At 35.7% G+C, this 19,864-nt stretch carries 17 protein-coding genes; 12 read left to right on the forward strand and 5 right to left on the reverse strand.

Annotation, left to right across the window (positions count from 1 at the left end):
* Positions 1-3 precede the first annotated feature (3 nt).
* On the reverse strand, positions 4-345 hold the full coding sequence (locus tag PQ463_RS04230; protein ID WP_274256454.1) for a hypothetical protein: 342 nt from the start codon (positions 343-345) through the stop codon (positions 4-6).
* Positions 346-350: 5 nt separating this feature from the next.
* Entirely contained in the window at positions 351-2,159 is a 1,809-nt protein-coding gene (locus PQ463_RS04235) for a type VI secretion system Vgr family protein (protein ID WP_274256455.1), read from the reverse strand.
* 482 nt (positions 2,160-2,641) lie between these two features.
* Here PQ463_RS04235 and PQ463_RS04240 point away from each other — a divergent pair, with 482 nt between their 5' ends.
* On the forward strand, positions 2,642-3,607 hold the full coding sequence (locus PQ463_RS04240) for a hydrogen peroxide-inducible genes activator (protein ID WP_274256456.1): 966 nt from the start codon (positions 2,642-2,644) through the stop codon (positions 3,605-3,607).
* Between the two features lie 357 nt (positions 3,608-3,964).
* Here PQ463_RS04240 and PQ463_RS04245 read toward each other — a convergent pair whose 3' ends face one another.
* Together PQ463_RS04245 and PQ463_RS04250 are read right to left on the reverse strand one after the other, a co-directional pair.
* Positions 3,965-4,726 carry an alpha/beta hydrolase gene (locus tag PQ463_RS04245; protein ID WP_274256458.1) on the reverse strand — a complete coding sequence of 254 codons (762 nt, stop codon included), beginning with the start codon at positions 4,724-4,726 and terminating at the stop codon, positions 3,965-3,967.
* Positions 4,727-4,830: 104 nt separating this feature from the next.
* On the reverse strand, positions 4,831-5,247 hold the full coding sequence (locus PQ463_RS04250) for an OsmC family protein (protein WP_111376417.1): 417 nt from the start codon (positions 5,245-5,247) through the stop codon (positions 4,831-4,833).
* Positions 5,248-5,764: 517 nt separating this feature from the next.
* Here PQ463_RS04250 and PQ463_RS04255 point away from each other — a divergent pair.
* The 7 genes from PQ463_RS04255 (at position 5,765) to PQ463_RS04285 (ending at position 13,891) form a co-directional block, all read left to right on the forward strand.
* Complete coding sequence (locus PQ463_RS04255) at positions 5,765-8,323, forward strand: dermokine domain-containing protein (RefSeq protein WP_274256459.1); 2,559 nt, start codon at positions 5,765-5,767, stop codon at positions 8,321-8,323.
* Between the two features lie 436 nt (positions 8,324-8,759).
* Positions 8,760-9,170, forward strand: a complete 411-nt coding sequence (locus tag PQ463_RS04260) for a cupin domain-containing protein (RefSeq protein WP_274256460.1) — start codon at positions 8,760-8,762, stop codon at positions 9,168-9,170.
* A gap of 377 nt (positions 9,171-9,547) precedes the next feature.
* Complete coding sequence (locus PQ463_RS04265) at positions 9,548-10,534, forward strand: alpha/beta fold hydrolase (RefSeq protein ID WP_274256461.1); 987 nt, start codon at positions 9,548-9,550, stop codon at positions 10,532-10,534.
* Positions 10,535-10,636: 102 nt separating this feature from the next.
* Positions 10,637-11,047, forward strand: coding sequence for an organic hydroperoxide resistance protein (locus PQ463_RS04270; RefSeq protein ID WP_274256462.1), 411 nt, complete (start codon positions 10,637-10,639; stop codon positions 11,045-11,047).
* Between the two features lie 89 nt (positions 11,048-11,136).
* Positions 11,137-11,868, forward strand: a complete 732-nt coding sequence (locus PQ463_RS04275; protein WP_274256463.1) for a DUF1223 domain-containing protein — start codon at positions 11,137-11,139, stop codon at positions 11,866-11,868.
* 258 nt (positions 11,869-12,126) lie between these two features.
* The gene (locus PQ463_RS04280) at positions 12,127-13,143 is read left to right on the forward strand and encodes a sensor histidine kinase (protein ID WP_274256464.1); all 1,017 of its coding nucleotides are present in this window, start codon (positions 12,127-12,129) and stop codon (positions 13,141-13,143) included.
* The gene (locus tag PQ463_RS04285; protein WP_274256465.1) at positions 13,124-13,891 is read left to right on the forward strand and encodes a LytR/AlgR family response regulator transcription factor; all 768 of its coding nucleotides are present in this window, start codon (positions 13,124-13,126) and stop codon (positions 13,889-13,891) included. The genes PQ463_RS04280 and PQ463_RS04285 overlap by 20 nt, the downstream gene beginning before the upstream one ends.
* Positions 13,892-14,097: 206 nt before the next feature.
* Here PQ463_RS04285 and PQ463_RS04290 read toward each other — a convergent pair whose 3' ends face one another.
* Positions 14,098-14,493 carry a DoxX family protein gene (locus PQ463_RS04290; RefSeq protein WP_274256466.1) on the reverse strand — a complete coding sequence of 132 codons (396 nt, stop codon included), beginning with the start codon at positions 14,491-14,493 and terminating at the stop codon, positions 14,098-14,100.
* Between the two features lie 593 nt (positions 14,494-15,086).
* Between PQ463_RS04290 and PQ463_RS04295 the strand changes: the two genes are divergently transcribed.
* From PQ463_RS04295 to PQ463_RS04310, 4 genes are all read left to right on the forward strand, one after another.
* Positions 15,087-15,956 (forward strand): universal stress protein, encoded by an 870-nt coding sequence (locus PQ463_RS04295; RefSeq protein WP_239457796.1) that lies wholly within the window; start codon positions 15,087-15,089, stop codon positions 15,954-15,956.
* Positions 15,957-16,547: 591 nt separating this feature from the next.
* Positions 16,548-17,594: a beta-ketoacyl-ACP synthase III gene (locus PQ463_RS04300; protein ID WP_111376407.1), complete on the forward strand. Its 1,047-nt coding sequence runs from the start codon at positions 16,548-16,550 to the stop codon at positions 17,592-17,594.
* A gap of 35 nt (positions 17,595-17,629) precedes the next feature.
* Positions 17,630-18,724 carry a sensor histidine kinase gene (locus PQ463_RS04305; protein ID WP_274256467.1) on the forward strand — a complete coding sequence of 365 codons (1,095 nt, stop codon included), beginning with the start codon at positions 17,630-17,632 and terminating at the stop codon, positions 18,722-18,724.
* 5 nt (positions 18,725-18,729) lie between these two features.
* The gene (locus PQ463_RS04310; protein WP_274256468.1) at positions 18,730-19,485 is read left to right on the forward strand and encodes a LytR/AlgR family response regulator transcription factor; all 756 of its coding nucleotides are present in this window, start codon (positions 18,730-18,732) and stop codon (positions 19,483-19,485) included.
* Positions 19,486-19,864: the final 379 nt, after the last annotated feature.

Here is a 19,864-nt window from a genome sequence, read left to right on the forward strand (position 1 = left end):
AAATTATTTTTCTTCGGTTATGGTATAGGTTAAAAAATCTATAGCATGAAACTGCCCATCAGCATAAAAGGTTTTGTTAGCAATTTCTTCTATTTGTTCTTTTGGCATCATGATAATGAGACTGCCATCTGATTTTCTAATTTCATCGCCCATTTTTTCTAATCTAAAAGGCTCAAAATTAATTCGGATATGACAGGCATGATTGGTCATGTGGTTTCCATAAGGATCGCTATAACTGACATTGCTGTCTTTCAATAAAAAATGAGCGCCGTTTTTAGAGTTGTGAAAACTGTAATTGCCAATGCTTCCCATTATGGTAATACCGCAGATTGTTTTTATTGCCATCTTAGTTAGTTTTGTCTTGTTTTCTCACTACTATTGTTTTTAATATCCTTATCAGAATGGAACTCGTGACCTAAATCGCTCTGAGTAATTATTTTACTCTCAGAAGCTAAGTTTCGGTCTTTTTTTACCTCCGAGTTTGAATTCCCTTCTATATTAATATGATTATCTCCAGCAACATGTAGTATTTTGTCCAATCCGACACTAGTGTCTAAAATTCCTCCAATACTTGAAGTTTTATTTAGTATTGCTGTTTCAGAGATATTAGTTCCAGCTACATAAGTTATACTTTCACTCGCTTCAAAAACAATATTTTTAGCGCGTATGGTAACTGTTTCAGGAGAGGTAATATTAATATTTTTGCCTTCTTCATCTAGCTGAATTTCATTTCCACTTGGGTCAGAGAGTATGATGCACACTTTTTCAATAAACTTGAAAAGCTGTCCAAAAGGGAGTTTCCAGCCTTTAATTCGGTTTTTTGTATCAAAGAAATCGGGCATTTCTTTTCCGTTATAAAAGGTGCCAGAAATATACGGGCGTTCTGCATTGTTGGCTTCAAAACTTACCTGAACCTCTTCTCCAATTTCAGGTCTAAAATAAAGTCCTTTTCCAGAGCCAGAGTAAGGCTGTACTACACGCATCCAATCACTTTTGCTTGTCCAGCCGTTCCAGAAGAACTCCACTTTTATGCGTCCCATTTTTTCGGGGTCATTATTGTCAATTACTATTGCGGGCTGACTTTCGGCGGGAGCAAATGCTGTTACGTCTGTGTAGTGTGGCGCTGCGACATCGGCAGGAATAGCTTTAAATTTGCAGGTATAATTTCCGTTTACTTCAGAGCGGTGTACAATTTCAACAGCCAGTAAATGATGTTCTACGTTTTTGTTTTCAATAGAAAAAGTCTGTCCCAAGCCTATAGGCAGATAAGAAGTACCGCTGTAGAATATGCTGTTGGCGTCGCGTCCTGCGGTCTGCATTTTTACCATTTCATCAATCTCATCCTTATTCTGAGCATTGCTTGTATATGCGCCATTTTCGAGTCCGGGTCTTACAATGTAAGGTTGCTTAAAAACAGCTAGCGTGGCAAATCGGTCTCGGCTTCCTTCGGAGGTTTTTTCTGCACCATTTTTTATATTAGAAGCATTTTTGTAGTCATAACTGCTGAAGGAAGTTTTATGAGAAACTAAGTTGGCTTCGATGCTAAAGTTATGTAGCGAAGATTCGTTTATAAGTTTTATTTCGGTATTTTTAATTTGACCGAACTGCATACGCATTCCATCAAAATAAAACCATTGTGCATAACGTGCAGAAAGGCGTTTAAGGAAATCAAAGCTTGTTTCATTATACTGAGTCTTAAAGCTGAATTCTTTTGTGTAAGTAGGCATAATGGCTTCTCTCTGATAGAATTCTCCCGAATTTTCTTCTGCTAAAATTTCGAGTCCAATCTGTTGGAGGTTTTTCTCGCGAAAGATTCTGGATTTTAGCATATCATCAAGAGCAATGGTATGACTTGTTCCTGTTACGTGCAGTCCAGCTGGGCTCCCGTGCAGATCGATAGAGCCTAATTTTGTAATTCTTCCTTTAGACATTAAGCGTATGCCTTTTACTTTAAAGGTAAATATGACTTCGCTGCCAATATAATTGCTAAAGGCTTTTTCCTGATCCTGCGGGGCAATAATAGGTTTTCCTGTGTATTGCCAAAAGAAAGAAAAATAATGATGGTCTGCCATTTTTTGAGAAAGCTCGAGATTGTAATAAATAACATTTTGGGTAAAGCCTTCTATAGTAATATGTACCTGTTCTGTGAATTTTGACATTTTTTAGAAATTTAAATAAGGTAATGATTGGTTAAATTGAAATCTATTTTTTAAGAACTTGGCATTGCCGAAAATCGATTCTTTGAAGGTCAGTTCTATTGATAGAGCATTAGAATTTGCTCATGCTGGTACGTTTTTCTTTGTTGATTTGTAGTTTGCTAGAAATCTCATTCTGTTTGTTTTAAGGTTAATTTGATGCAATAGTTTTGCAATCCTTTTTTTGATATAGAGGAGAATAGTGGGATTTCTAAAATGTAGTTGGATTTACTGCTAGTATATGCGCAGTATTTTTAGTGCGGTATTATGGTAAATATAGACAGGAAGAAATAATAGCGACTACCTCTAAAAGACAAAAAAATAATAGAATAGGGTATTTCGAGAATCACTAAATAAAAACAAAAGCAAAGTTTTCTTAAAAAACTAACAATAAAAAAAAGGCAACTTAGTACCTTAGCAACTCAGTACCTTAGAAACTAGAAAACATGACAATTCAGCAGTTAAAATATATAGTCGCTTTAGACGAAGAACGGCATTTTGCAAGAGCTGCCGAAGTTTGTATGGTAACGCAGCCCGGACTTACCATTCAGTTAAAAAATCTGGAAGAAGAAATCGGAATTAAGATTTTTGATCGAAATAAAGTGCCGTTGACACCAACCGTTTTAGGAATTGAAATTATTAATAAAGCCAAAAAGATACTTCGTGAAGTGGATGAAATTCGTGATTTTGTGATCAACGAAAAAAATCTGCTGGAAGGAGAACTAAAACTTGGCATTATTTCCACTTTATCGCCTTATCTGATTCCACTGTTTATTCAGGCAATGAAAGAAGCGGCGCCCAAAGTGCATTTTATTATTAAAGAAGGATATACGGGGCATTTAATGCGCGATTTGGAAACGGGTGCAATTGACGTTGCGATTATGGCTACGCCAACAGGAAATCCGAATTTAATAGAACATGTTGTTTTTAAAGAACCGTTTGTTGCCTATTTAAATCAGACGCATCCTATGGCGAATGATGAATTTTACGAAATGCAGCCCGGCGACAAAACCGAACTATTATTACTGCATCACGAATATTGTTACAACGCACAATTATTAGACATCTGCGGACTAAAAACATCCGATAAAATAAAGGAACAATTTACGTACGATATTAATTCGATAGAAACCTTAAAAAATCTAGTTCGAGCCCATTTAGGATTTGCGATTATTCCAAAGCTTTCTACTTTAAACGAAACAGGCGCACTTTTTAAACCTTTCAAAGAACCTGTTCCCGTAAGAGAAATAAGTCTAGTAGTTTCCGATTCCTTCTCCAAGAAATTATTACTGGAGAAAATGAATGAAGCAATCTGGAACTGCCTTCCTGAGTCATTAAAAAAAGATTTCTCGTATAAGAAAATCCATTGGAACGATTCGCCTTATTTTATTAAAGCGATTAGCAAGCTTTAAAAATTTTCAATACTAAAATTCCAAATTCCAAGCATACAGTAATTGGAATTTGGAATTTTAGTATTGGAATTTCCCCAATCCATTGGAATTTGGATTTTAGATACAGTTTTGTCATTTCGACTGAAAGGAGAAATCTTCGCAAGTAGCTCCGTCTAGAATGTCGCCAATCTTTGTAGAGTTCCTTGCGAAGATTTGCTTCGCCAGTTCGCTATCGCTCGGGTCTCCTTCGTCGAAATGACAAGATTATGTGAATTTATGATTATCAATTATCAATTAACAATTATTAATTAACAATTATTAATTAACAATTATCAATTATCAATTATCAATTAACCATTAATAATTCACCATTCACAATTATTTACTCGCTTCAATAATCACATTCGCCACTTTCTCTGGCTGAGAAATAAATACCACGTGGCTACCTTTAATTTCGGTGATTTTTGTGTTAGAGCGTTTGTACATGGCGTGCTGAATACTCGGAACAATACTTTTATCTTCAGTCGCTACGATTCCGTAAGAAGGTTTCGTTCTCCACGCGGCTTTAGTTATTGGTGTTAAAAAGCCTTGCGCATGGAAAGCACCTTGTGAAGCATACATAAAATCGGCTTGTTCTTTGCTCAAATCTCCTGCAAAACCAGCGTGAAATTTAGCTTTGTCATAATAAGCGATTCCTTTTTCATCTGGAGGCAATACACCATTTTCTGGAGCTGGAGGAGCAGTTTGCAGCCACTGAACAGAATTTTCGCCATTATCAGGCTGTAAAGCCGCTACGTAAACCAAAGCTGCTACTTTTGGGTGATTTCCAGCTTCTGTAATTACAGTTCCTCCCCAAGAATGTCCCACCAAAATAGTTGGTCCGTCTTGTTTGTCTAAGGCTAAGTTTGTAGCTTGAACGTCATCTTCCAAAGAACTCAACGGATTCTGAACAATGGTTACGTTATAACCTTTTTTAGTCAAAACCTTGTATAAACCTTGCCATCCAGAACCATCTGCAAAGGCACCGTGAACTAATACGACATTTTTAATTTTAGGATTAGTTTGTGCATTTACGTTTGTGAATGCTAAACTAAAAATTAGTACTGCGAATGCTAAAAAACTTTTAAATATTGTTTTCATTTTATTTAGATTTTAAATTTTGAATAGAAATTCCAATTTTGAAAATTCCAAATTCCAATTTTCCATTCAGGCTTGGAATTTGGGATTTTTGTATTGGGATTTATTTAAAGTAAAGTGATTGATAAAGTAATCTCCGTATTCAGTAATTTAGAAATTGGACAAATTTCTTTTGCTTTTTGAGCAGTTTGCTGAAAGTCTTCTGCTGAAATTCCAGGTACTTTTCCTGTAAGTTCTAAAGCAATTAAAGTAATAGTTCCGTCTTCAAAAGTCACTTTAGCAGTGGTATCTAAATCTTCTGGAACAAAACCAGCCTCAGATAATAAAAAGCTCAACTGCATTGTAAAACATCCAGAATGTGCCGCTGCGATTAATTCTTCAGGATTGGTTCCGACACCTTGCTCAAAACGAGTTTTAAATGATAATTGCGCATTGTCTAAAGTTGTGCTTTGTGTACTGATGGTTCCTTTTCCTTCCATTCCTGTACCTTTCCAGTTTGCGTTTGCTCTTCTTGTAAATTTCATGATTTCTATTTTTTAAAGTTATTTTTTTAGATGCTCAAATCATTTCTTTGATTTTGATGAGACAAAGGTATAGGGAAGGTGTTTATTAATCAAATTAATAATTTTTAGTATTTATAAAAATAATTTATAAGTATTGATTAGATTGAGGTTAGAACACAAAAGACTTTAAATAATAATTTTTCGAAAACTTCCTTTTGAAAATGAATGCCCTAGCCCTGATAGTAGCGGCATCCTTTTGTGGCGGGGTTCGCCACAAAAGATATAGCGGATAGAAGGAAATAGCTCCTAATCAATATCAATACTTCATTTTAGTCCACTTTACTTGTGGCAGAATACAATCTTAAATCAAGAAAAGAAGAATCATTTAGGTACTTATTTGGTTTCAAATTATAATGTGAAACAAAGTAAGCTGCTGATTTCTAGTTTTATTTATGCGGTGAATCTAATTTTATACGAAAGAATTTTATACGACGATCGAGAAAATAAGTTTTCAATGAATAATCTAACTTTTAAATTTATGAGAAATGCTTTTCTAATACTTGGAGTTTGTTTGAGTGCAGTTTTGTTCTCGTGCAAAAAAGATAAAGATACGGAGCAGTCAAGTTCTGATACTGGAAAATCTGAAACTGCCGACTCTACATTAATTGCAGATCGTGGCTGGCCTCGTGAAGCGGAGAATAACGGTACAAAACTGGTTTATTATCAGCCTCAGGTAGACGATTGGAAAGATTTTAAAGAACTCACAGCTCGAGTGGCTTTTTCGCTGACTCCAAAAGACGGAAAACAGGTTTTGGGCGTGGCTTCATTAAAAGCAGAAACTTTGGTAGACAAAGACAACCGAAGCGCTTTTATTAAAAATCTTCAGGTAACCGATATACGTTTTCCTGCTCTGGATAAAAAGAAAGTGCCAGAAATGGAAAAGCTGTTTAAAGAAACGTTGCCTCAGAGCGGAGATCCTATTTCAGTAGATCGTATTTTGGCAGATTTAAGTCATACCAAAAGTCCGGCAAAGGGAATTGCGGGTAAAAACGATCCTCCAACTATTTTTTATAGCACGAATCCGTCGATTTTGCTTATTGTGCAAGGCGAACCCGTTTTGGTGCCTGTAGAAAAAACAGATATTCAATATGTAGTAAATACCAATTGGGATTTGTTTTTTGATAAAACGACAAAAGATTATTATTTGTTGGTGGAGAATATCTGGTTGACTTCGAAAAATGTAGCAGGCAAATGGACCAAAACAACCAAATTGCCTTCGGGTTTAAGTAATCTGCCTTCGGGACAGAATTTTGATGATGTTAAGAAAATGATTCCGCCTCCGTCTTCTGGCGGAGCTCCAGAGGTTTTCTACAGCAATAAACCAGCTGAATTGATTGCTATAAACGGAAGTCCGAAGTTTGAAAAAATTCCAGGAACGAAATTGTTATACATTGATAATACCGAAAATGACGTTTTTGCCGACGAAAATAAAGGGCAGTATTATGTATTATTGTCGGGAAGATGGTTTAAGTCTAAAGAACTAACAGGTCCGTGGAGTTATGCCAGCAATAGTCTTCCGGCCGATTTTGCTAAAATTCCGAAAGATTCTCCACGTGCGAATGTATTGTCATCTGTGCCAGGAACGCAGGAAGCAAATGATGCTGTAATGTTATCTCAGGTTCCGACAACGGCTATTTTAAAGAAATCGGATGCTGAGGCAAAAGTAAAAGTATCGTATGATGGTGGAACTCCTCAGTTTAAACCTATTGATGGAACGAAAATGCAATATGCAAGCAATACGCAAGAGAAGATCGTAAAAGTGGGTGATTTGTATTATTTGTGTTTTCAGGCAGTTTGGTTTATGTCGACAAGCCCGAATGGGCCTTGGAAAACATGCGATTCTGTTCCGAAAGAAATTTATACGATTCCACCAAGTTCGCCAGTATATAATGTTACGTATGTAACGCAAACCACAACCGACACAACGGTTGAAAGCAGTGCAACGGCGGGTTATTTGGGCGCTTTTATTATTGGTGCTACATTCGGCGCTATCTTAACATATGGTACAGGATGGTATTATCCTCCTTATATGTATTACGGCGGAATGTATCCAATTTATCGTCCGTGGCCTTATGCGTACGGAGGTGGAGCGGTTTACAATCCGTGGACAGGAGGCTATGCCGCAGGTAGACGCGTTTACGGACCTTATGGCGCAGCGGGAACTTCGGCTTGGTACAATCCTGCAACAGGAAGATACGGGCGTTCTGCAAGCGTGCAAGGCTGGTATGGCGGACGCACGGCTGCAAGCACATACAATCCGTGGACGGGTAATTATGCGAGAACCAATCAAGGACATAATGCGTACGCGCAATGGGGACATTCGGCTGCGACAAACGGAAATCAGTGGGCACAAACGGGACATATCACCACAAGACGCGGAACTGCGATTGGTTATGAAACTTCTGGCGGAAATAAAGGTGTAATTACACACAGAAGAGGCGGAGGAACTACAATTCATACCAATAATAATGTTTACGCAGGCCACGACGGACATGTTTATAAAAGAGACGCCAACGGAAACTGGAGTCATTATAATAATGGAAACGGCGGTTGGACACAAGCAGGAACTTTGGGTTCGTCGAAAAAAGCGGGTGAAGGGATTCAGAATAGAGCTAACCAAGGACTTGGAGCAAATGGCGCTGGAGAACGAATTCAACGCGATAATCAAGGGCTTGGTGCAAATGGAGCAGGAGAAAGGATTCAGCGCGATAACAATCAGGGACTTGGAGCAAATGGAGCGGGAGAACGAATGCAGCGTGACAACCAAAATCTAGGTGGTGAAACCCGAATGGGTGATGGAATGCAACGAGATAATTTCCCTAAAGCAGATCAAACGCTCGGACAGCCTAATAAACCGCTTGGAGAAGCTGGACGTCCAGATATTACAAATGATCTAGACCGTTCGGCTATGTCAAGAGACCGTGGTGAAATGCAAACCAGAAATTTTCAAAATATCCAAAGAAGCGGAGGTTTTAATGGAGGCGGCTTTGGCGGTGGCGGTTTTAGAGGCGGAGGAGGCTTTAGAGGTAGAAGATAAAAAGTCGAAAGTTTAAATAAAAGTTAGTTATAATTCAGAAAAATCAGGATGGCGGTAAAATGCTAATCCTGATTTTTTTTGCATGCTGTTTATTAACCGCAAAGTTCGCAATCCCGATAGCTATCGGGATACGCAAGGCACACAAGGATATTTTTAGAGTTAAACTTATTAAAAGTGTTAAGAACGCAAAACTTTGTGAGAATAAAACTTTACGACTTCGCGTCTTTGCGAGATTAAAAAACTTAGCGAGTCTTGCGTAAATCTTAGCGTGCTTTGCGGTTAATCTCTCAAACATTTCACAACTCACAACTCACACGCTGTCCAGTTCACCTTAGAGTTTGTCCGTTTCACCTATTTTCTGATTTCGTATGAAGGGTTATCGAAATACTTTTGACGAAGAAATTAACAGAAAAACAAATAATTTAAATCAGAAGTTATGGAAACGAAAAAACAAAAAACATGGGTTATAATCGCAATAATTGTTTTAGGAATCATTGCCTTTTTAGTTCCGAATCAGATTACCGCACAAGGAGTAAAACGTATCGATTTGCAAAAACATGATCTAAGTACTCCAGGAAAAGAAATGGTTCAGGCACGAATCGATTTTGACGGACATTCAGTTTTTGGGAAACATTCTCATCCAGGCGAAGAAGTAATTTATGTGGTTGAAGGTTCGTTGGAATATAAGATAGAAGGTGAAAGACCAGTAACACTAAAAGCAGGAGAAGTGCTTTTTATTCCAGCAGGTGTAGTGCATTCTGCTAAAAATAATACAAATGCTAAAGCATCAGAACTGGCGACTTATATAGTGGAAAAAGGAAAACCTATTTTGACTATGAAGAATTAAATTTTTAACCGCAATCCCGATAGCTATCGGGAGCAAAGGTTTTTTTACTATTGGTTTCTGCTGAAATACGCAAAGTTCGCAAAGCTTTGTGTGAATCTTGGGCTTTTTAATCTCGCAATCCCGATAGCTATCGGGAGCGAAGTCGCAAAGTTTTATTCTCACAGTTTTGCGAACTTAAAGAAACTTAGTTTCAACTCAGAAAAACTTTGTGCACTCTGCGAAAATCCTTTGCGAACTCTGCGATACAAAATCTTACCCTGTCCGCTTCAACCCAAACTTTGTCCACTTCACCTTTTTTTACCTTTTAAAACAAGCATTGTCAAGATACCTTTGACGAAGAAATTAACTGATAATCAACTAATCAAAAAATAAAAATTATGAAAACACTATCAAATATTCTAATCGCTATTCTTTTTATGAATGCAGCTTTCACTCAAGCACAGACTTCAACACAAAAAACAATTGAAGTAAACAGTTCTTTAGGAACTTTAAAACAAATTAATGCTGGATTATTAAATGTAGGTTATACTGAAGCAGGTCCGTCAAACGGAACTCCAGTAATTTTGCTTCACGGCTGGCCTTATGATATTCATAGTTACAACGAAGTCGTTCCGATTTTGGTGGCAAAAGGATACCACGTTTTTACACCTTATTTAAGAGGATTTGGAACTACAACTTTCCTTTCTAAAGAAACTTTCAGAAACGGTCAGCAAGCTGCTTTAGCAAGTGATATTATCGCTTTTATGGACGCCCTTAAAATTGACAAAGCCGTAATTGGTGGTTTCGATTGGGGCGCAAGAACAGCAGTGGTAGTATCTGCACTTTGGCCAGAACGCGTAAAAGGTTTGGTTTCTGTAAGTGGTTATTTGGTGGTGAATTTAGAAGCAAACTTAAAACCTCTTCCTCCAACAGCTGAGTTAGGATGGTGGTACCAATATTATTTCGCAACCGAAAGAGGAAAACAAGGTTATACTCAAAACACGTACGATTTTAATAAACTAATCTGGAAAATCGCTTCACCGTTATGGAATTTTGACAAAGCAACTTACGATCAAACAGCTCAATCTTTTGATAATCCAGATCACGTAGCAATTGTGATTCATAATTACAGATGGAGACAATCTCTAGAAGCAGGTGAGGCTAAATACGATAATCTAGAAAAACGTTTGGCAGCAAAACCAGAAATTAAAGTTCCAACTATTACAATAGGAAGTGATTTTGACGGCGCTTTCGCGGATGGAAAAGCGTATGCAAACAAATTCATAGGAAAATACGAACACAGAATTTTAAAAGGAATCGGACACAATGTTCCGCAAGAAGATCCAAAGGCATTTGCACAAGCTATAATTGATGTTTCTAAATAAATTCCAATTTTTTGAAATTCCAAATTCCAAAATTCAATGGCAATTACAATGTCAAAAATCAATATCAAATAATTTAATATCAATAATTTAAAGTTTAAAATCGTGGAAACAAAAGTTTTATACACAGGAAAAACACATACAACAGGTGGTAGAGAAGGAGCTTCTCAAAGTTCAGACGAACAATTGAATATCAAATTAAGTGCACCGGGATCTTCACGTCCGGGAACAAATCCAGAACAGTTGTTTGCTGCGGGATGGTCAGCTTGTTTTATTGGAGCTTTAGGAATTGCGGCTTCTAAACTTGGCGTTAGGCTTCCAGCAGAAACCGCTGTAGATGCCGAAGTGGATTTGTGCGTAACAGAAGGAGAATATTCTCTTCAGGCAAGATTAAATATCAGCCTTCCTGGAATTGATATTCAAACTGCAGAAGCTTTGGCGGCGCAAGCGCATCAGACTTGTCCGTATTCTAAAGCTACTAGAGGAAATATAAATGTTGAGATTAATATTCTTTAAAAAGAGTTTTAAGTTATGAATTATGAGTTATGAGTTGATTCGAGAACTCAACTCTCAACTAACCTGTCAGGTTTAATTAAATAGAAATTATGAAAAGGATAAAAATAATATTGATTTTTTCGCTGTTTCTTTTGATTGGAAATAGCATATTCAGCCAAAACAATTCAAAAAGTTTTGCACTTTTAGAATTATACACTTCAGAAGGCTGTTCGAGCTGTCCGCCAGCAGATGAATTGCTGGGAAGAATTCAGAATGAATACCGTGATAAAAACGTTTATGTATTGGCGTATCATGTCGATTATTGGGACAAACAAGGTTGGAAAGATGTTTTCAGCAGTGCCGATTTCACCAAAAGACAATATGATTATGCTCAATTTCTAGGAAAAGAACCAATCTACACGCCTCAAGTAATCATTAACGGAAAAACAGATTATATCGGTTCTCAGGAAACAAGCCTCAGAAACGGAATTAAATCGGCGCTTTCAAAACCAGTTTCGACGAGTTTAAGTTTAGAAGCAAATCAAAATGCGAATTCCTTTTCTGTAAATTATAATGTAGAAAGCACTTCAAGAAACAGTCGTTTATTAATTGCTGTTGTTCAGAAAGAAGCTAAAAGCAATGTGAAAAGAGGAGAGAATGCTCATAGGGTTTTGTCGCATTATCAAATTGTTCGTAATCTGCAATCTGTAGATTTAAATAAATCCAAAAAAGGAACAGCATCGATTCATCTTCCTAAAAATTATAATGCACAGGATTTCGAAATTATTGGCTTTGTTCAAGATATGAATTCAGGTGCTATTTTGGGAGTTAAGAGAGCTTAGTTTTAGTATTAAAATATTCTCTCGCAGATTTTGGAGATTATGCAGATAAAAGAATCCGCTAGATCTGCTAAATCTGCGAGAGAAATTTTCTCATTTCACAAAAAAAGAGGATAAAAACTTTGCGACTCCGCGTCTTTGCGAGATTAAAAAAGGAAATCGAAATTATCTGCAAAATCTGCTAAAATCCTATAAAATCTGCATGAAATCTTTTTCAAATAAACCTATCTTTGATTCTCAGGATAACAAACCAATTACAATATGGAAAAAACAAAACGTTTTCAGGTTTCGCTCAAAGTCATTTGGGGAAGTTCGATTGCATTGGCAGTTATGGCTTCAATACCTAAATTATTTGATGCCGATTCTACACCTGGAGATCTTATTATAAATTCTTCAATTACACTCCTGTTTTCCCTTTTTATATGGTATTACAACATTTACAGTTTGCCAAAATTTTCTGCAAATCATGCCAATAAAAGTCTCTTTAATTGGAAGCTTTTACTGAGTGTTATTCTAGGGATTGTGCTGATGGTGATTCTGGTAATTGCACATCAGGAACTGTTTCAGGTTTCAAAAATGGATGCGCCAATCATGTTTGAACTTCGAGGAGTTTTAATCAACTTGATTGTATATATGTTTTTGCATTTGCTTTTTCAAAACTATCAGACACAGCAAATGGGAGTTGAGCTGGAACGTACCAAAGCTGTAAATTTAGGCGCTCAATACGAATTATTAAAACAGCAGGTAAATCCGCATTTTTTGTTTAATAGTTTGAATACGCTGAAATCTATGGTTGATATCCAAGATCCGCAGAGTTCAGATTTTATATTGAAATTATCCGATTTTTATCGTTTTACGCTTGAAAGTCGAAAAATGGATTTGATTCCGCTAAGCGAAGAACTTCAGATTTTAGATTCGTACGTTTATCTGTTGAAAGCACGTTTTGAAGACGGATTTGTTTTAGAAAACGAAGTAAATCCAAAACAGTACGATTCGGCAATTCCGCCTTTCACATTGCAATTATTGATTGAAAACTGCATCAAACATAATGTCGTTTCTTTAGACAAACCTTTAAAAATAAGACTTTATACAGAAAACGAGTTTTTGGTAGTTGAAAATAAAATTCAGCTCAAAAGAGGCGCGGTTTCTACAGGTGTTGGCTTAGATAACATCAATCAGCGTTTTATGCACTTGATTCACAAAGAAATTGAAATTGACAAAGACGAAACTACCTTTAAAGTAAAAATACCACTTAATTATGACTATCATAATAATTGAAGATGAAGTAAAAACAGCCAAAGCACTTGGTCAGCTAATTCTGAGCATCAGACCCGATGTTCAGATTTTGTCGTATATACAAAGCATTGATGGCGCAGTAGATTATCTTTTAGAAAATGATCAGCCAGATCTTATTTTTATGGATATTCAGCTGGCAGACGGTCAGTGTTTTGAGATTTTTAAGAATGTTGAGGTTTTATCGCCTGTTATTTTCTGTACCGCTTTTGATGATTATGCGATTGAAGCTTTTAAGTCAAACGGAATTGATTATGTGCTGAAACCTTTTTCGAGAGATAGCATTTCGCAAGCTTTGAAGAAAGCTGGAGAACTGAAAAACTTCTTTCAGAGAAATAAAAAAGCGATGCCCGATTTTGATTATTTGCTTACGCGAAATGGAGAAAACAAAGGAAAAAGCAGTTTTTTAGTTTTCAAAAACAACAAATATCAAACGGTTTTAACGGAGAATATTGCATTTTTTTTCATTAAAAACGAAACGCCAACAATTATGACTTTAGATAAAAACGAATATCCGCTAACACAGTCGTTAGATGAAATTCATAAACTTTTATCGCCAATTCAGTTCTTTAGAATCAATAGACAATATTTGGTTAATTTTTCTTCAATTAGAGAAGCAGAACATTATTTTTCCCGCAAGATAATTGTAAAACTAAGTGTTCCAACAGAAGAAAAATTATTGGTTGGAAAAGAGAAAGCAACCGCATTTTTAAGCTGGTTAGAAAATAGATAACCAATTAATTCATGGTTGATTTGGATAAATTAATTGGCTTGATTTTATAATCCAGGAAACATAAAACAGCTTATAAAGAACAAAGCTGAAAGTATAAAACAGAGAATTAGGATAATCTTTTTCATTTTGATTTGTATTAATAATAAAAAATAGTAAAATGCCTAATATTCAATTATTAGGCATTTTTATTTTAATGTAATTTTGTTTTAATTGATTTCTGAAGGAACATAAGTTGCCGTATACAGTTTTCTATACATTGCATAAGTCACACTTACCATTACAAAAGCAATGACAGCATCGGTTGCAGCACCGAAACCTAAAACGGCAATTTTTGAAAAGAAAGCAAAGATGATATCGAAAAATACGCCTGCGAAAACCCATTCTTTCAATCGTAATAATTTGTTCGGAATTAAAAGCGTAATGACACCGGCTACTTTAAAAACACCAAGGATATAAATAAAATGTGCTGGATAACCCAATTGTTGTGTAATTCCCCAAACTAATGGATTGTTTGTAAGTTCAAAGAAACCGCTTGCGCCAAACCATAAAGAAGTTAATACTGCGCCTGTCCAATAGATAATTTTTGTTGTTTTTGAGTTCATGATTTTGATATTTAAAGTTATTTAACGGTACAAATGTGCGTTGAAAGCCTTAAAAACGAAATCGGAATCTTGGTGAAACGGACAAACTTTGGGATGAAATGGACAGAGAGCGAGTTGGTGTTTTTTACCGCAAAGTGCGCTAAGGGTTTTTATATAAATGCTGGAGATTTTAAGTTCGCGAAGGTCTTACTAGCGGTTATGCTTGTGTTTAAACTTAATCTCGCAAAGTTTTTTTGCCTCTCGCAGATTGAGCAGATTATATTTTTAATATGAAAAAAATCAGCTGAATCTGCCAAATCTGCGAGAGACGAATCCTTTTAATTTTATTAATCTGTGGCTTTAAAAGTATAATCCTTAGCGACTTTGCGAGCAATTTAAACCAGCTTTATACAGACAGCTTTGCGACCTTTGCGTTTTTATAAATCCCAAAGAGTAAAAATCCTTGCGTGCTTCGCGGTTAAATCACAACTGCATTTTATCGTTTTTAAAGTAAGAAACAAAAAAGGAAAGCCTGTTTTTTCAGGAATGATATTTTACGGTTGGGGAGTAAAAAATGATTATTCAGTGATATAAAAATGGTTTAAAGCATTTAAATGAGCAATTTTGCAAGAAAGCTTAATTACTATTTTATGATTTCACCTCTTACTATAATCGCCGCGACTAATTTTTCTGATATTGCAAATAATGCCGTTGCTTATGCAGCAGGGCTTGCAAGAGCTACTGGCGCAAAATTGGTTTTATTTAATTCGTTTTCTCTGAGTGTGCACAGCGCAAACTCGCATATAACTGCAGACGCAATGCAAAAGCAGATTGATAGAGCAATAGCTAAGCTGGAAAATTTAGCAAAGGAGACGGGCGATTTGTTTAGAATTGAAACTGCAGCAATCTGTACCTATTCTTTTTTAGAAGACGAACTTCCAAAAATTATTAAAGAAACAAATGCAGATGTTGTGGTAATGGGAATGGCGGAGCGTTCTTTTGAGCAAGAATTATTAGGAAATTCAACGACCACGGCGATTAAAAATTTGCAGATTCCAGTTTTGGCCGTGCCTCAAAACGCACGTTTCCTTAATATAAGAAAGGTTTTGTATGCTTGCGATAGTTTGAGTTTTTCAGCTATTAAAAAATTTAGCTGGATAAAAAATGCTTTAGGAGATTTTGAAGCCGAAATTGAATTTTTTACCGTAGACGACAAGTTGGATGATTTGAAAGAAGAACAGCATAGAATTTTGATGAATTCGAATCTCGAAAAAGAATTTGAAGACGTTAAATATCTTTATAAAACGGTAAGATCGAATGCTGTTATTAACGAAATCAGGAAAGAAATTAAGAATTACAAGGCTGATTTGCTGATTATGGTGCCTCAAAAATACGGTTTTTGGGATTCTTTGGTTCACAGAAGTAAAACTAGGGTTCTGGCAGCAGGACTTGAGATCCCATTATTGTCGTTTCCGAATTATTAAAGATTGATTTGATTTAAAAATAATGATATAAAAATTAAGAGGTTTTTTTGAAGAAATAGTATCAAAATAAAATTTAACAGATTTTTTTTGATTTTAGGGATTCTATAATTTTTGGAGCTAGTTGCAGAATTTCAAAATTATATCTTAACATTTCGGGCAGTTTTGTTAATTATTCTTAATTGTCTGCTGGTTTCAGATATTTTTAAATTAATTTTGTGGCACTCTAAAAACTTAATGCAGATAGGTTTTTTTATCAGTATGGCAACAGCTATAATTGAGAATTATCTACAAACTGAAATAGCATTATATGATTTTAAAAATAAGATAAATTAAAGATTTTATTCCACGTAATACCGAGAGAACACTTGGTGTAGATTTTTAATTTATTTTAGTTGGATTTTATATAATGTTTTTAGCTTGTTCAGGTTTAAGAAAACAATATTTCTCATAAAAAAGTATTGTCAGCAGATTTAATCGGCTTTTAAGGAATACATTATGTTTCCTGCATAGTTCTAAATGAACTGTGAAAAGAAGAGAAAAGTAGTAAGCATTGGGTTCTAAGAGTACAAAGCTTAAAAAAAATAAAAAACAATGAGCGCAGTTATTACAGCAATAGGTGGTTTCGTGCCATCATCAATTTTGACCAATAAAAAGATTTCAGAAACAGTTGATACATCGGAGGAATGGATCATTAAAAGAACTGGAATTAGAGAACGTAGAATCGCAGACGACGACACGGCAACATCTGATCTTGCCGCAGCAGCGATTGAAAATCTTTTAGAAAATTATAAGGTAGATCGCAATGAAATCGAGGCTTTGCTTGTGGCAACAGCCACTCCAGATCACATTTTAGCACCAACCGCAAGTATTGTTTGCGATAAAAGCGGACTTACAAATGCTTTTGGAATTGACATGAATGCAGCTTGCAGCGGATTTTTGTATGCACTAGAAATGGGAGCAAACATGATCGAAAGCGGTCGCTACAAAAAATTAATCATCGTTGGAGCAGATAAAATGAGTTCTATCGTAGATTATGAAGACCGTAATACTTGTATTCTTTTCGGAGATGGAGCTGGAGCAGTTTTATTAGAAAAAACTGAATCTGATGCAGGTTTAATGAAAACGATTTTGAAAACAGACGGAAGTGGAGTTTCTTCTTTGGCTGTGCCAGCTGGAGGTTCTAGAAATCCAACTTCTATGCAGAGTCTTTTACACAGAACGCACTATTTAAAACAAGACGGTGCTTTTGTATTTAAAAGAGCCGTTGCTGCAATGAGCCAGGTTTCACAAGACGCTTTGGCAAAAAACGAATTAGAATCAGACCAAATTGACTGGGTAGTTCCACATCAGGCTAATTTAAGAATTATCACTGCTGTAGGCGAAAGTTTAGGTATTGATTTTGAAAAAGTAAAAGTAAATATTGACCGTTACGGAAATACGACATCTGCAACAGTTCCGTTGTGTTTGTGGGATTTCAAAGACGATTTTAAAGAAGGACAAAATGTATTGATCACTACTTTTGGAGCAGGATTTTCTTGGGGTGCAACGTGCTTAAAATGGGGCGTTATGCGTGAGAAAAATCCAGTTGCTACTATAAAAGCAGGCAAAAAAGAAGAAGGCGTTCTAGTAGAACACTAAGATAGGATTTTTCAATTTTACAGTTGAGGGAATAAATGGGTAGAAGAAACCAAAATAAAAAATCAGGCAAGAATTTTTTCTATAAATACTACAGGGTTATAGTAATTCCAGCCGTTTTTCTGGTTTATCTTTCATCGTATTATTTTCTAAATCCGTATAGAAATTTTGAAGAAGAAGGTTTGCTCGACTTAGATCAGACCTTCGATATCTTCATTATTTTGCTTTATTGCGCCATACTTACAGAGCTGACTTTGTTTGTTGGCCGAAAATTAAACTATTATATAAGTTGGGAACAAAATCCAGCTTTTAGGGCCATTGCCCAATTTATCTGCTTAATTGCTGGAAATATTCTTCTTAATTACTTTTTTTCCTGGCTTTGGGATTATTTATATCCATGTACAGCTCTAGAAGTAAATGATTTGGTTACCATTTGGCAGTCTAAAATTATGGCAGCCATTATTTCATTATTCATAAGTGCTATTCATACCGGAATATTTCTGTTAAACAGATGGCGTTTGAATGCTATTGAAACCGCTGAATTAAAAGTCAAAGCATCGGAATTGCAAGAAGCAGTAACGCGTTCTAAGTTAGAATCTTTAAAAATGCAATTAGATCCGCATTTTGTATTCAATAATTTCAGCACTTTGACTGAATTGATTTATGAAGATCAGAAAGAAGCGGCTTCTTTTTTAGAAAATATAACGAGAGTATATCGTTATATGATTTCAAATTCAAATAAAGATACCATTACAGTAAAAGAGGAAATTGAATTCCTAAATGCTTATTTTTATTTATTAAAGAAAAGGCTAGGCGATAAAATCGCTTTAAAAATTGAAGTGGATTCTTCCTCTTTAGCGCTTCATTTACCGCCTCTGACTTTGCAGTTATTGGTAGAAAATGCTGTGAAACACAATATGGCAACGTTAGCTAATCCGCTTACTATCACTGTTTTTTCTGATTCTGATGATATTATTGTTCGAAATAATCTGCAGAGAACCGCTGGAAAAACTTTGGTTTCAACAGGAATAGGAAATAAAAACATCAAATTTCGTTATAAAATTTTATCTGAAAGAATGCCTATTTTCAGTGAATCAAACGGTTATTATGACGTGCGCCTGCCATTAATTTAAGAGTTATGAAAATTTTAATTGTAGAAGATGAAAGTATTAACGCCAGCCGATTAAAAAGGCTGTTGGAAGAATTGGAGCCCAATTGTGAGATTCTAGGTATTATTGATACCGTTGTAGATACTGTTGCCTGGCTCAATTCAAATCCAACTCCCGATTTAATTACGATGGATATTCGTTTAGCCGACGGACTGAGTTTTGCCATTTTTGATGAAATTAATATCACTTGTCCAGTCATTTTTACTACAGCATATGACGAATATGCAATTCGTGCTTTTAAGGTAAACAGCATCGATTATTTGATGAAACCTATCGAAAAGACGGAATTGGAGTTTGCATTAACAAAATTCAAATCTTTAAATAAAAACGAATCCAACGTAACCAATATCGCTGGAATTCTAAAAGAACTGATTGAAAAACCAGTTTTCAGAATGCGCTTTTTAGTAACCTATCGTGACGGTTATAAAAGCGTAGACGTTTCCGATATTGATTTCATCTATTCTGAATTTAAAACCAGCAATTTATTTCTAAAGTCTGGTGTTGTTATCTCTATTCCGCAAACCATGGAAGAACTGGAGCAGGAATTAGATCCGAATCTCTTTTTTCGTGCCAATCGCCAGTTTTTCATTCGTGCAGAAAGCATTAAATCTATTGCGAACTACTTCAACGCAAAACTTAAAATCCAACTTAAACTAGATCCTGAACGCGAGGTAATCATTAGTCGTGAAAAAACGCCTTTCTTTAAGCAGTGGATGGATAGGTAAGAAAGTTGCTAAGGTTCTGAGATGCTAAGATGCTAAGCTTTTTTTTTGCCACGAAGGCGCTAAGACGCGAAGGTTTTTTGCCACGACCCGAGCGATAGCGAATAGGCGAAGCAATTCACTAATTTTCGCTAATTTTCTTTTTGAAGTTATGATGTTTTACTCTCATTTTTGCCATTTCGACGAAGGAGAAATCTCCACAAGTAGCTCCACAATCTATAGCCAATCTTTGTAGAGTTTCTCGCGAAGATTTCTCCTTCGTCGAAATGACAAACTATGTGTTTTGCCATTCTTACTTATAAAAATTCGAGAAATTATATTCGCATTATTTATAGAACAATTTTAATTAGAGAAAATTCGTGAATTGCTTCGCCTATTCGCT

The organism is Flavobacterium sp. KACC 22763, from assembly GCF_028736155.1.
Lineage (GTDB): Bacteria > Bacteroidota > Bacteroidia > Flavobacteriales > Flavobacteriaceae > Flavobacterium.